Raw genomic sequence first — 13050 nt, forward strand, 5'->3', positions numbered from 1 at the left:
CAGAAAGCAGGTTCTGCGAGGTCCGCGTTAAACTTGTCAGGCTGCTCGGCATCCAACCGCCCATTCTCCGCCTCACGCCCGGCCCTCCCGTTTGGAAGACCACGAAATCCTCCTCAAGTTCCAGGACCCCGCCAGCCGCAACCTGGCGTTCAACCAGCTCGTGCGCAAGTACCAGAGCAAGGTGTACTGGCACGTGCGCAAGATGGTGGTGGACCACGACGACGCCGACGACCTCACCCAAGACGTGTTTGTGAAGGTGTGGAAGCACCTGGAGAATTTCCGGCAGGACGCCCAGCTCTTCACCTGGATTTACCGCATCGCCACCAACGAGTGCCTCAACTTCTTGAGCAGCAAGCGGCGCAAGTTCCTGCTGCCGCTCACCGACGTGGGCGCCGAGCTGGCCGCCAAAATCGAAGCCGACCCTGCTGTGGCCGGCGATGAAGTGGAACTGAAGCTGCAAAAGGCCATCCTGCGCCTTCCCGACAAGCAGCGCCTCGTCTTCAACCTGCGCTACTACGACGAGATGCCCTACGAGCAAATGGCCGAAATAACGGGCACCAGCGTGGGCGCGTTGAAAGCTAGCTACCACCACGCCGTGAAAAAAGTGGAAGAATACGTGACCCGCACCACCGACGATTAAGCCATCGAAAGACAATTTTTTATCCGCGGAGTTAAACGCCGCCCCCCGTTCTTCATCCAAGAGCCATGAAAACTTCCTTTAAGCTCGACGCGCACCCCCGGCGGCCTCGCCCGCTGAGTGAGCCGCCGCCGGGCTACTTCGATAAGCTGCCCACCCAAATAATGGCGCGGCTGCCCCAGGCCGAAGCCCGCGCCGCCGTGCCCGGCTGGTTGGGCTGGCTCACGCCCGCGCTGCGCACCAGCCTGGCCTCGGTGGCCGTGCTGAGCGGCTTTGCAGCCTCCTTCTACCTGAGTGGCACACCGCGCCTGGTGCCCGCCACCGCTTCTACCGCCTCGCTCGATGCCGTGCCGCGCACCGAGCTGGTGGGCTACCTGCTCACGAGCGGCGCCCGCGTCGAAAACTCCGACCTGGCCGTGCTCACTGCCGCTCACCCCAACATCACCAAGGGCTTCCTGCAGGCGTCGGACGAAGAGCTGGCCGATGCCCTGGACGCGCAGCCGTCCGAAGACCTGACTTATCTGTAATCCATTTCCTGAATATGCTTTCTATCGCATCCGTTTTTCGATTAACCAGCCTGGCCGTCTTGCTGATGGCTGCCCCCGCTGCGCACGCGCAGGAGGGCCCCGGCCCGGGCGGCCGCCGGCCCGGCCAACGCCTCGGCCAGCTCGAAAATGCCAAAATCGCCTTCATCACCAACCGCGTTTCCCTCACCCAGGACCAGGCCCAGAAATTCTGGCCGCTCTACAACGAGTTTTCCGCCAAACGCCGCGAAATCAACCGCAGCGGCCGTATGCTGCGCCGCGACGTGACCGAGGGTATGACCGACCAGCAAATCCGCGACAATCTCACCCAGTCCTTCGCCATGCGCCAGCAGGAGCTGAACCTGGAGAAGGATTACTTCGATAAATTCCAAAAGGTGATTTCCATGCGCCAGGTGGCCCAGCTGTTTCAGGCCGAGCGCGACTTCACCAAGGAAGTCATCAAGCGCGTGGCCGGGGCGGGCGGTACCGCGCCCGCTTCAGGCAACGATTAACATCCTTTTCTTTCTGAGCTATGCCCGAGGCCGCTGCCCCCGCAGCGGCCTCGTTATTTTTGCGAAATAATCGAAATGGGTTGTTGTCGGTTTCAATGGAGACAACAAGCGCCGTTTGTCATCCTGAGCATTATTCGATTAAAGCAGAGAAGAAGGATAACAAACGACTATGCACAAAATCCGATTAATCCGTAAAATCCGAGCGAATCCGTGGTCCTGACGCCCCGCCAATTATTTCTGCGCCACCAAGCCCAAACCTCTGATTTTCCGCTGCTGCTGGAAATTGAGCGGGCCGAAGGCATCTACATGTACGGCCCCGACGGCCGCCGCTACCTCGACCTTATTTCGGGCATCGGGGTGAGCAACGTGGGCCACCGCCACCCGCGCGTGCTGGCCGGTATCCAGGCCCAGCTCGACAAGTACCTGCACCTGATGGTGTACGGCGAACTGGTGCAGGCCGTGCCCGCCCAGTTGGCCGAGGCCATTCATAAAACCCTGCCCGTGCATTTGGATTCGGTGTATTTCACCAACTCCGGCGCCGAGGCCATCGAGGGCGCGCTGAAGCTGGCCAAGCGCCACACCGGCCGCACCGAGCTCATTTCCTGCCTCAATGCCTACCACGGTTCCACGCACGGGGCGCTGTCCATCACGGGTTCCGAGGGCTTCAAGAACAGCTTCCGCCCGCTGCTGCCCGACGTGCGCCACATCCGCCACAACGAGTTGGCCGACCTCGCGCACATCACGGAGCGCACGGCCGCCGTCATCATCGAGACTGTGCAGGGCGAGGCCGGCGTGCGCGTGCCCGCCCCCGAGTACCTGCCCGCCCTGCGCGCCCGCTGCACCGAGGTAGGCGCCCTGCTCATCCTCGATGAAATCCAGTGCGGCTACGGTCGCACCGGCAGCATGTGGGCCTTCGAGCAGTTCGGCATCGAGCCCGACATCTTGGTGTGCGCCAAGGGCATGGGGGGCGGCATGCCCATCGGGGCGTTTATTTCGAGCACCGAAATCATGTCGGGCTTCAAAACCAACCCCATCCTGGGGCACTGCACCACCTTTGGCGGGCACCCGGTGAGCTGCGCGGCGGCCCTGGCCACGCTGCAAGTCATTCAGGAAGAGCACTTGGCCGAGGGCGTGGCCGAAAAAGCGGCGCGGTTTCGGGCGCAGCTACGGCACCCGGCCATTCGCGCGGTGCGCGGCGCTGGGCTGCTGATGGCGGTGGAGTTTGAGTCGTTCGAGGTGCTCAAGCCCATCATCGACCACGCGCTGGCGCACGAAGGCATCCTCACCGATTGGTTTCTGTTCTGCGACAACTCGCTGCGGCTGGCTCCTCCGCTTATCATCACCAATGAGCAGATTGACGAAGCCTGCGCGGCGCTGTTGCGGGCCATTTCGCACGTCACCGGCGTGGCGTAGGGGCCGATGAGCCGCTAGAACGAGTACCCCGAAGCTCCTGCTTCGGCCCGCGTCAGAGTCGTTCGCCCGGGCCGAAGCAGGAGCTTCGGGGTACTCGTTCTAGCGGGCTGTTACGCAAGCCGGCCCGCCGCAAGCCTGTGGAAACAGGAGCGACGGGCCGGCATTGACCGATGAATAAGCTTATGCCATAAGCCTACAGAGTAACCGTAGGCCGGGGCAATTCGTTGTAGTTCAGAAAGGAAGTGCTTTCTTCCTTAATGCGTTCGCGGGGGAGGCCGTCTTTGACGCCCTGGGAGATTTTGCGCACTAATACACCCACAATGGCTTTGCGGAAACCCAGCTTCTCGGCCATCATGATGCAGAATTCCATCTCGGTCTCGTCGACCACGCCGTCGGCCAGCATCATGTCCACGAGGTCAAAAATCTGGTCGAAACGCTCGGAATCGTTGGTGGGAAGGTCGCTGCTCATGCCCTTGGCGCCCGAAACCAGGGCTTGTACCTCCGATTGGCTCAGGCCGTTTTTCTTGCCCACAGCTAGGATGAAGTTCATTTCCCGGGCGTCGATGTGGCCGTCGGCTTTGGCCAGGGCCGCAAGGTTCAGCAGGTGGCCCTTGATTTTTTTTGCCTGCTCATTTTCGAAGAAACCGAACATAAAACGTGGGAATTAAGAGGTGGGAGATGATTTAACGGCTTTTCGGCCGATTGTAGGGGTAAGGTACTCGAAAAAACAACCGGTTTTGCATCTGATTACGCGAAATGTTGAAAAAAAGATAACGCGGCCATTTTCAACAATCTTCAGCTTACTGCTGGGTGTTTGCAATCGTTTCGCCAACTTTGCGGGGTTTGGGCGCCAGTGGTGCGCCCGCTTGATTTAAGGTTCAGTAGATGAAAAGAATAGCAGTATTTACCAGCGGCGGCGATTCGCCGGGCATGAACGCCGCCATCCGGGCGGTGGTGCGCACGGCCACCTATCACGGCATCGAGGTATACGGCATCATGCGCGGCTACAGCGGCATGATTAAGGGTGAATTTGTGCGGCTCGACTCCGCTTCGGTTTCCAACACGGTGCAGAAGGGCGGCACCATTCTTAAATCGGCCCGCAGCCTGAAGTTCATGACCAAGGAAGGCCGCCAGCAGGCCTTCGACCAGCTGGTGAACCACGGCATTGAGGGCCTGGTGGCCATTGGCGGCAACGGCACCTTCACGGGCGCCACCATCTTTGAGGAAGAGTTCGGCATCCCCACGGTGGGCGCGCCGGGCACCATCGACAACGACCTCTACGGCACCGACTACACCATTGGCTACGACACGGCCGTGAACACGGCGCTGGACTGCATCGACAAAATCCGGGACACGGCGGACTCGCACGACCGGTGCTTCTTTGTGGAGGTAATGGGCCGCGACTCGGGCTACATCGCCATTCCGTGCGCCATCGGGGGCGGGGCCGAAATCGTGATGATTCCCGAAACCCAGATGAGCACCGACGTGGTGGTGGACACCCTGCAGGCCGGCTGGAAACGCTCCAAAACCTCGTTCATCGTCATCGTGGCCGAGGGTGACGAGGAGGGCAACGCCACGCAGGTGGCGGCCCGCGTGAAAGAAGCCATTCCGCAGCTTGACACCCGCGTCACGGTCATCGGCCACATTCAGCGCGGCGGCTCGCCCACGGCTGCCGACCGTCTGCTGGGCTCCCAAATCGGCATCGCCGCCGTGGAAGGCCTCATGAACGGCATGCGCAACGTAATGGCCGGCATCATTGATAAAAAGCTGGTGTATACCCCGTTCGTTGATACCATCAACAAGAAGAAGCTCATCAACCAGAGCTTCATGCGGATGGTAGAGATTTTGAGCGTATAGGGGTGCCTTAGAATTAAAAGAACGTCATGCAGAGCGCAGCGAAGCATCTTTACCGCAGAAGTAAATAATTACCATTGCAGTAAAGATGCTTCGCTGCGCTCTGCATGACGTTTTGATATCAATCAACCCAGTTCCACCCATTGGTAAGCCGTGTCCCTCCGCAGCCAGGTGAGTTGGCGTTTGGCGTAGCGGCGGGTGTTGCGCTGAAGCAGGCGCACGGCCTCGGCCCAGTCGTATTCGCCATCTAAAAACCCAAAAATCTCCTGGTAGCCCACGGTTTGCAGGGCGTGGTGGTGACGGTAGGGGAGGACGGCGCGGACTTCCTCCAGCAGACCGGCAGCCAGCATGTGCTCCACGCGCAGGTTGATGCGCTGGTAGAGTTCCTCGCGTGGGCGGGTAAGGGCCACTTTCACGTTGCGGAAGAGCGGGTTTTCGGGCGGCGGGCCGTCGCTATGAAAGCTGGAGAACGGCCGGCCGGTGGCGCGGGTGATTTCCAAAGCGCGCACCACGCGCTGGTGGTTTTGCTGGTCGATGCGGGCGTGGGCTACGGGGTCGGTTTCGGCCAACTCGGCTACCAAATGGGGCAGGCCGTGGGCCGCCAGTTCGGCATGAAGCTGGGCCCGCACTTCGGGCGGCACACTGGGCAGTTCGTCCAACCCATCGGTCACGGCCTGCACGTAAAGGCCCGAGCCGCCGGTGAGAATGACCAGCGGGTGCCTCTGGAACAGGTTTGCCAGCACGGCCAGCGCGTCGGTGGCGAAGCGGCCGGCACTGTAGTCCTCGCTGATGCTGTGGCTGTTGATGAAATGGTGCGGCACGCCCTGCATCTCCTCGGGCGTGGGCTTGGCCGTGCCAATGCTCAGCTCCCGGAAGAACTGGCGCGAGTCGGCCGATACGATTTCGGTGCCAAACTGCTGGGCCAGCTGCACGCACAGGGCCGTTTTGCCCACGGCCGTGGGGCCGGCAATGGTGAGCAGCACGGGCCGCGGGTCGGTGGCGGAGGGGGAGAGTTGGGCGAGGATGGCGGGGGGGAGGGCGTTTTCTTTCATTGCGAGCGTAGCGAAGCAATCCGTCCTGTTCTCAGCGACCAACTTCTTATTGCCACAAAATTAAAAGCAAAAAGCCTCGGCGCTGTGCAGTGCCGGGGCTTTCGGGTGAGAGGACGTGGCGGGCTCAGACAGGACGGGTTGCTTCGCTGTACTCGCAATGACAGACGCCCCCGCCACGACAAACTACAAAGCCGGGTGTTTCTCGTCAAACGCCGTGGCATCTTGGTAAGCCTTGGCCAGGGCCAGGAGCTTGCCTTCCTCGTACAGCTGACCCACGAAGGTGATGGTGGTGGGCAGGCCCGCGGCGGTGAAGCCGTTGGGCAAGGCGATGGCCGGGTGGCCGGTGAGATTGGTAGTGACGAGCGTGGCGCTGAAGGTAGGCGTAATGTAGCAGTCGAAGCCTTTCAGCTTTTCGTCCATCTGCTCGATGAGCAGGCTGCGGGCGCGCTGGGCCTGAATGTATTCAACGGCCGGCACGAAGCGCGAGGAGCGGAAGGTGTTGGGCCAGGCGAAGCGGTTTTGCAGCACCATCTGGCCGTCGCGGCCCGAGCGGGTGAGGTCGTCGAACGCCGCCGCGCCCTCGGCCGTGAGCACAAAGCGCATGATATTGCCCGACAGCGCGGGCATCTCCAGCGGCACCAGCTCCACGCCCAGCTGGCGTAGCACGTCGAGCACGGCCTGGTCGTTGGCTTTGGTAGGGTAGTCCTGGTCAAAGGCCTTTTTGATGTAGCCCACGCGCAGCTTTTTCGGGCTGGTGCCGAAGGCGTACTCGAAGCGGTTGGGAGCCAGCAGGGTGGCGGGGTCGCGGGCGTCGGAGCCGGCGGCGGTGAGGGCGGCCAGCACCAGGGCGCAGTCCTCGGCCGAGCGGGCCAGGGGACCGGCCTTGTCCATGGTCCAGCTCAGGGCCATGGCGCCGGCGCGGCTCACGCGGCCGTAGGTGGGGCGTAGGCCCGTGACGCCGCAAGCCGTGCTCGGGCTGAGGATGGAGCCCAGTGTTTCGGTGCCGATGGCAAACGGCAGCAACCCCGCCGCTACCGCCGAAGCCGACCCGGCCGAGGAGCCGCTGGAACCTTTGGTCACGTCCCAGGGCGTGCGGGTCTTCTCGCCAAACCATACGTCGCCCTGCGCCAGCTCGCCCAGCGTGAGCTTGGCACATAGCACGGCCCCAGCCTCGCGCAGGCGCTGCACCACGGCGGCGTCTTCGTCCAGCACCTGCTCCTTGTAGGGCACCGCGCCCCAGGTAGTTTTATAGCCTTTGGCGCTGAACAAGTCCTTTACCCCAAACGGAATGCCGTGCAGCGGCCCGCGGTACTTGCCGGCCTTTATTTCGGCGTCAGCCTGCCGGGCCTGCTGGTGGGCCAGGTCCTCGGTGAAGGTGATGACACAGTGCAGCTTGGGGTTGTATTTCTTGAGGCGGGCGAGGAAGAAAGTTGTCAACTCTTCCGACGAAATCTGCTTGGTGCGCAGCAACTCGCCCAACTGGCGCACGGTGTAGAAGGCGAGGTCGTCGCGGTTGGCGGGCAGCTTCACTTTGCCCGTGTCGGGCAGGCGGCCGGCGCTGCCTCCGCCGCTCACCTGCGCCAGCCGCAGCCGCAGCGGGCGCGGGTCGAACACCACGGCCGGAGCCAAGCTATTGGGCATTTCGAGCTTGCGCAGGGCCTCGTAGTTGGCGCGGTAGCCGCTCAGGTTGCCGCGCGTCGAGTCGAGCTGGGCATCGGTGAAGCTTAGGCCCATGAGTTGCTGGGCGGCACGCAGCAGGGGCACCGTGATTTCGTCGGGCGCCGTGGGGCGGGCCACCAGGGCGCCGGCCGCGAAGCAGGCTGTGCCGAGGAGCAGGGTGGGGAGCGGTGTTTTCAAAAGCAAAGAATGGATAACCTGTCTGGGAAATTTCTATCGCAAAAATGTGTGGTAGCTTGCCAAAGGCTAAAGGGCTAGACGAAGGTATGTAGCTGGAGGCTCAAGGTGCGGCTACGCCACGAGGTACCTGTGCTCTTGCGATAGGTGTTTAAGTTGGGGTTCTACTACCGTTCTACTTTAACCCTAGCGGACGCTCTGCTCTCGGTCATCGTGCATTTAGTTTGCCTGTCGTATGAGCATGGCCTTCTTTCCACTAATAGTTATTGGCTACTGCCTGCTGATTGTCGGTGGACGCCGCCTGTTCGGCACACGCCGCCACGCGGGGGCGCAGACCACGCGCCGCAGACAAGCCCTGCGCTGGCTGTATGGACTGACCACGGCACCCGTCTGTTTGGCTGTCCTCGCGTATGGCGCGCCGCGGGTGTCTTTAACGAACGACTTGCTGCCGACCTTTGCGTGGCTGGCAGTTGGCAGTGGGGTGGTCGCGGGCACATACGTGCCGGAAGGGAGGGGGCGCTGGCTGTTGCGGGCCCATGCCGTGGTAGGGGGGCTACTAGCGCCCGTAGTCGCCTATGGTTTCTGGGTGGCAGGAGGTCTTGGGAAGCCGCTCTATCAGCAGTATCCCTTCACTGTCCAGGTAAGGTCGGAAGAATTCGAGGCGTCCAACTGGACGTGGAAAGGGTATGCGGAGCCCAAGAGCTATTACACGAATGGCTTGTACAAAGCGTACTGGGGGTTCGATTATTATGTGGGGGATATCCGGCTCGAATACCCACTACAGGCCGTTGGCGTGGGTCCTTTTTCCCCCACAGCAGTAGCGCTTGACAAAGCCTTTTGGAACAACGTGCGCTCCCTCACCCTAAGCCCAGCTGACGACCAAGGGCAATTGCGTGTGCTGCTTCCTTCCCCAATGGGGGACTATGTCACGGGTGAGGTGAGCCCGGTAGTCGAGCAAACGCTGCCTTTTGGGGTGACTAGGTCGCCTGCTCAGCCGCCGCAGCCCTAGTAATGCCCACTTTGCGACAATTCTAAATCTTCTTTCCAAAGCACCTCTGCTGCTAGGTTGAATTTTGACTAACGGGTTTACCATTTGAACTTTAGGGAAACATCAGGCATCAATGAGGTCCTAAGCCGCTGCCGATACTTCGAGGTCATTTGCTCAGAACGCCGCCAATCTATTCCTTTTGATATCCGCCCACCGGCACCACCCCGCCCCACAGCCGCCGCAGTTCCTGCCCCTCGTGCTGCCAGCTAAGCTGCGGCGCGGCAGTTAGCAGTCTGATGCTGGTAGCAAGCAGGCAAGTAATATTAATTCAACATGATGTTGCCATTGCTATAAATCCGACGTCCTTTTCCTGGCCGTACTTTGCCGCAATGAAATGGTGGCGCTTACTAGTAGGAATGCTGGCGTTGCTGTGGCCGGCCCTGGCCCCGGCCCAGGCGCCGGCGGCCGCCGGCTGGCAGCCCGAGCCGGCGCTGGGCCGCCTCATGCTGCGCAGCCTGACCCAAACGCCCGCCGGCCTGCTCTGGGCCGGCACCGACGACGGCGTGTACCGCTTCGACGGCACCCAGGCCGTGCCCCTCAACGCCCTGCGGCGTGGCGGCCCTGCCTTGCCCCCCGTGCCCTGCAACGCCCTGCTGGCCACGCCCGATGGCAGCCTCTGGCTGGGTACCGACAATGGCCTTTACCACTTTTCATCCACGGGCACGCTGCGGCGGCTGCCACTGCCCGCGCCCGCCAGCGACAACCAGAAGGTGCCGACCCTGGCCCTGGCAGCCGGCGGCCGCCGGGTGTGGGTAAGCCAGGGCGACGCGGCGCTCCAGGCCTACACGCTGGCCGGGCAGGCCACCGGCCCGGTGCTGCCCAGCCTGCCGGGCCTCAGCAGCGTGGTGCCCGCCCCCGATGGCAGCCTGTGGCTCAACGGCGACGGCACCCGTCACCTGGCCGCCACCGGGCAGGTGCTGGGCGCTTGGGCGCACACCGGCCGTGCCCTGCGCCCCGCCCTCGACCCCGCCGGGCGCCCCTGGCTGCTCAGCGACCGGGCGGCTTACCGGCTCGGCCCCGGTGGGCGCCTCACGGAAGTGTTGCGCTGGGAGCAGCCCGGCACCGAGCAGCCCGTGGAGGTGCTGCCCACTGCCAGCGGCCCCACCTTGCTGAGCCGGGAGCTGGTGCGCCAATTGGGCTGGACGCCCGGCCCCAACCCGCGCCCCCGCATGCGCTTTGCCCTGCCTTTGCCACCCTGGCCCACCGCCAACTGGAGTGGCCGCCTCTGGGCCGACCACGCCGGCCACTGGTGGGTGTTCGATACGGGCACGCGCGGGTGCTGGCAGCGCGAGGCCGCGCCGGTGTTCATTCGGGCGCTGGCCGGGCCGGGCGGGCAGCCCTACAGCGTGCGCGCCAGCGTGCGCCTGCCCGACGGCCACCTGCTGGTGAGCAGCTACGAAACCGGCTTGCTCACCCAGGCGCCCGATTCGCCGCTGGCCCCGCTGCGGCGCTGGGCGGCGGCCACTTTGCCCACCGGCAACGCGCCCGTGCTGCTGGCGGTACTGCCCGGCGCCCGCGGCCCGGGCGGCGACTGGCTGGCGGCGGGCGCGTTTCCTTTCCTGCGCTTCAACCCCCGCACCGGCCGGTTTCTGAAGCTGCCCGTGGCCGGCCAGTCGGCCACCGACATCGGCCTGCGCACGCTGGTGCTCGACAGCGCCAGCGGGCGCGTGTGGGCGGGCACCCAGCAAGGGCTTTATTACTACGACCCGGCGGCCCCAGCCTACCGCCCCTATGAGGTGCCGGGCCGTGCGGGCAGCACGCCGCTGGCCGGCCGCGTCATCGAAGACGTGCGGCCCGATGCGCGCGGGCACCTGTGGCTGGCCACGCCCGAGGGCGTGGAGCGCCTCATGCCGGCTACCGGGGCACGGGAAGTGTACGGGCCCGCCGCCCCCGAGCCGCGCCGCGCCGCGGTAGAGGGGGCCCGCTGCCTCTACCTGGCCCCCGATGGCCGGCTGTGGGTGGGCACGCGCACCCACGGATTAGCGGTGGTAGAGGCCGATGGCCACATTCGAGAGGCCCTCACGCCTAGTCAGGGGTTGCCCAGCCCCTCTATTGCCAGCATCTTGCCAGGGCCAGGGGGCATGCTGTGGCTGGGCACTTATCAGGGGTTGGTGCGTTACCAGCCCGCCACCGGGCAACTGTCGGTATACACCACCGCGCAGGGATTGGTGTCGGATGAGTTTAACAGCAGCGCGGCCTATGCAGACCCGCGCGACGGTTCCCTGCTGCTGGGCGGGGTGGCGGGGCTGCACCGCATTGTGCCTGGCGAAGTGCCCGTGCCGCCGGCCGTCCGGCCCCGTCTGGTGCTCACGGCGCTCACGGCCCTCAGCGCCTCGGCCGAAGCCAGCCGCACCCGCTACCTGCTGGCCAGCGATGCGCTCCCAGCTTTGCACATGGCGCCCGAGCAGCCCATTATCGACCTGCACCTGGCCCTGGCCAACAGCCCCGACGCCCGCCGCGCCCGCTACGCCTACCGCGTGCGGGGCTGGCTGGCCGACCGCTGGCTGGGCCTGGGCACCACGCCCCAACTGCGCCTTCAGGGCCTGCCGCCGGGCCAGTACACGGTGGAGGTGCGCGCCGAAACCAGCCAGGGCGTGCCCGCCGCCAACGTGCTGCGCCTGCCCCTGACGGTGAGCACCCCTTGGTGGAACCGCCCCCTCACCTGGGTGCTGGCCGCCTTGGCCGCCAGTGCCGCCGTGTATGCCTGGCAGCGGGGCCGCTTGCGCCAACTGCGCCGCGAAAATGCCCTGCGCGCCCGCTTGGCCGCCGATTTGCACGACGAGGTGGGCTCGCTGCTCACCCGCGTCACGATGCAGGCCGAGCTGCTGCGCGAGCTGCAGCAAGGCCCGCCCGCCCGCCTCACCACGCTGGTGGAAGACAGCCGCGCCGCCGCCAGCACCGTGCGCGACATCATCTGGAGCGTGGACACCGGAGCCGATACGCTGGGGGCGCTGGTCGACCGCATGCGCGACCACCTCGACGCTACCGCCCGCGCCACCGGCCGCGCGCTGCTGTTCGACGATGCGGAGCTGCCCGCCGAGCCGGGGCAGCCGCTGCCGCCCGCCGTGCGCCAGCACACCTACCTTATTTTCAAAGAAGCCGTGAACAACGCCTTGAAATACGCCGCGCCCGGCTCGCCCGTGGAGGTGCGCCTGGGCTACACGCCGCTGCTGGAGCTGACCGTGACCAGCCGGGGCGGTGTGGCCACCGGGGCGGCCCGCGCCGGGCAGGGCCTGCGTAACATGCGCCACCGGGCCGCCCTGCTCCGCGCCGAACTCATGGCTGGCCCCGTGGCGGGCGGCTGGCAGGTGCGCCTGCGCCAGCTGCCCTAGCTGAGGGCATCGATGGGAATACTTACAAATCGCCCTTGGCGGCGCGGCTGAGCAGCTCGCTGCGGGAGTTGACGCGGAGCTTCTCGTAGAGGCGCTTGACGTAGGTGTGCACCGTGTCGGGCGAGAGGCTGAGGCGGGCGGCTACTTGCTTTTCGCTCAGGCCCTCGGTTAGGGCTTGCAGCACTTCTTGTTCGCGGGCGGAGAGCAGGCCGGGCTGCTGGCTGGGCTGGGGCTGAAAGTGTTGCAGCGCCTTGCGGGCCACGGAAGGGGAGAGGGCCGCCCCGCCGTTGAGCACATCGAGGATGGCCTGCTTGTACTGGGGCAGGCTGGTGGCGTTTTTGATGACGTAGCCCGTGGCCCCGGCCCGCAGCGCCTGGAAAATGCGCTCGGGGTCGTCGTGCATGGTTTGCAGGATGATGTCGGTATCGGGCAGGCGTTTTTTAAGGGCGGGCAGGGCCTGGATGCCGGTTTGGCCGGGCAGGCTCACGTCGAGCAGCATGACGCGGGGCGCGAGGCTCAGGTCCAGCTCGGCCCAGAGTGCCTCAATGGAATCGACCACGATGGGGCAGGTGAACTCGGGCTGGTGGCAGAGGTACTCGCGCAGCAGCTCGCGCACGCGGGCATCGTCTTCAACAATGGCCAGGCGGATGGGAAAGTGGGAAACGGACGTGGGCATAAGCAAGGGCAAAGGTGCGGGCCTGCGGCGGGTTTCAGGGGCGGGTGGGTGTACCCTGTTTAGGGTACAAGCCGGTTTTTGTGCTCATGGGGCACTAGCGGAATTTCGCAGCTAGAATTCAAGCTTTTATTTCTCACGCACTTTCATC

At 64.5% G+C, this 13050-nt stretch carries 11 protein-coding genes; 7 read left to right on the top strand and 4 right to left on the bottom strand.

The genetic code is table 11. From position 1 onward, the window contains the following. Positions 1-91: 91 nt before the first annotated feature. The 4 genes from MTP16_RS13130 (at position 92) to MTP16_RS13145 (ending at position 3086) form a co-directional block, all read left to right on the top strand. On the top strand, positions 92-640 hold the full coding sequence (locus MTP16_RS13130) for an RNA polymerase sigma factor (RefSeq protein ID WP_243509359.1): 549 nt from the start codon (positions 92-94) through the stop codon (positions 638-640). A gap of 65 nt (positions 641-705) precedes the next feature. Next, the gene (locus tag MTP16_RS13135) at positions 706-1164 is read left to right on the top strand and encodes a hypothetical protein (RefSeq protein ID WP_243509362.1); all 459 of its coding nucleotides are present in this window, start codon (positions 706-708) and stop codon (positions 1162-1164) included. Positions 1165-1178: 14 nt separating this feature from the next. Continuing rightward, positions 1179-1673, top strand: a complete 495-nt coding sequence (locus MTP16_RS13140; protein ID WP_243509365.1) for a hypothetical protein — start codon at positions 1179-1181, stop codon at positions 1671-1673. Positions 1674-1889: 216 nt separating this feature from the next. Next, entirely contained in the window at positions 1890-3086 is a 1197-nt protein-coding gene (locus MTP16_RS13145; RefSeq protein ID WP_243520055.1) for an aspartate aminotransferase family protein, read from the top strand. A 193-nt stretch (positions 3087-3279) separates the two neighbouring features. Here MTP16_RS13145 and MTP16_RS13150 read toward each other — a convergent pair whose 3' ends face one another. Further along, complete coding sequence (locus MTP16_RS13150) at positions 3280-3738, bottom strand: tellurite resistance TerB family protein (RefSeq protein WP_243509368.1); 459 nt, start codon at positions 3736-3738, stop codon at positions 3280-3282. A gap of 233 nt (positions 3739-3971) precedes the next feature. Here MTP16_RS13150 and pfkA point away from each other — a divergent pair, with 233 nt between their 5' ends. Further along, positions 3972-4943 (top strand): 6-phosphofructokinase, encoded by a 972-nt coding sequence (pfkA, locus tag MTP16_RS13155; RefSeq protein WP_243509371.1) that lies wholly within the window; start codon positions 3972-3974, stop codon positions 4941-4943. A 122-nt stretch (positions 4944-5065) separates the two neighbouring features. Here pfkA and miaA read toward each other — a convergent pair whose 3' ends face one another. Together miaA and MTP16_RS13165 are read right to left on the bottom strand one after the other, a co-directional pair. Further along, entirely contained in the window at positions 5066-5992 is a 927-nt protein-coding gene (gene miaA / locus MTP16_RS13160) for a tRNA (adenosine(37)-N6)-dimethylallyltransferase MiaA (RefSeq protein ID WP_243509375.1), read from the bottom strand. A 183-nt stretch (positions 5993-6175) separates the two neighbouring features. Then, positions 6176-7849, bottom strand: coding sequence for an amidase (locus MTP16_RS13165; protein WP_243509380.1), 1674 nt, complete (start codon positions 7847-7849; stop codon positions 6176-6178). Positions 7850-8081: 232 nt separating this feature from the next. On the opposite strand from MTP16_RS13165, the gene MTP16_RS13170 reads away from it, so the two are divergent. After that, positions 8082-8855 carry a hypothetical protein gene (locus tag MTP16_RS13170; protein WP_243509383.1) on the top strand — a complete coding sequence of 258 codons (774 nt, stop codon included), beginning with the start codon at positions 8082-8084 and terminating at the stop codon, positions 8853-8855. A gap of 368 nt (positions 8856-9223) precedes the next feature. Continuing rightward, positions 9224-12226: a histidine kinase gene (locus tag MTP16_RS13175; protein WP_243509386.1), complete on the top strand. Its 3003-nt coding sequence runs from the start codon at positions 9224-9226 to the stop codon at positions 12224-12226. 22 nt (positions 12227-12248) lie between these two features. Here MTP16_RS13175 and MTP16_RS13180 read toward each other — a convergent pair whose 3' ends face one another. Then, a complete protein-coding gene (locus tag MTP16_RS13180) occupies positions 12249-12902 on the bottom strand; it encodes a LuxR C-terminal-related transcriptional regulator (RefSeq protein WP_243509390.1) in 654 nt (217 codons plus the stop codon). Between the last annotated feature and the right edge of the window lie 148 nt (positions 12903-13050).

The sequence above is a fragment of the Hymenobacter monticola genome (genome assembly GCF_022811645.1).
Classification (GTDB): Bacteria; Bacteroidota; Bacteroidia; order Cytophagales; family Hymenobacteraceae; genus Hymenobacter; species Hymenobacter monticola.

Bases quoted from the DNA above. Each gene is read 5' to 3' on its own strand.
- MTP16_RS13170 (WP_243509383.1), top strand. From the start codon at position 8,082: ATGAGCATGGCCTTCTTTCCACTAATAGTTATTGGCTACTGCCTGCTG.
- MTP16_RS13150 (WP_243509368.1), bottom strand. From the start codon at position 3,738: ATGTTCGGTTTCTTCGAAAATGAGCAGGCAAAAAAAATCAAGGGCCAC.
- MTP16_RS13180 (WP_243509390.1), bottom strand. From the start codon at position 12,902: ATGCCCACGTCCGTTTCCCACTTTCCCATCCGCCTGGCCATTGTTGAA.
- miaA (WP_243509375.1), bottom strand. From the start codon at position 5,992: ATGAAAGAAAACGCCCTCCCCCCCGCCATCCTCGCCCAACTCTCCCCC.
- pfkA (WP_243509371.1), top strand. From the start codon at position 3,972: ATGAAAAGAATAGCAGTATTTACCAGCGGCGGCGATTCGCCGGGCATG.
- MTP16_RS13135 (WP_243509362.1), top strand. From the start codon at position 706: ATGAAAACTTCCTTTAAGCTCGACGCGCACCCCCGGCGGCCTCGCCCG.
- MTP16_RS13140 (WP_243509365.1), top strand. From the start codon at position 1,179: ATGCTTTCTATCGCATCCGTTTTTCGATTAACCAGCCTGGCCGTCTTG.
- MTP16_RS13175 (WP_243509386.1), top strand. From the start codon at position 9,224: ATGAAATGGTGGCGCTTACTAGTAGGAATGCTGGCGTTGCTGTGGCCG.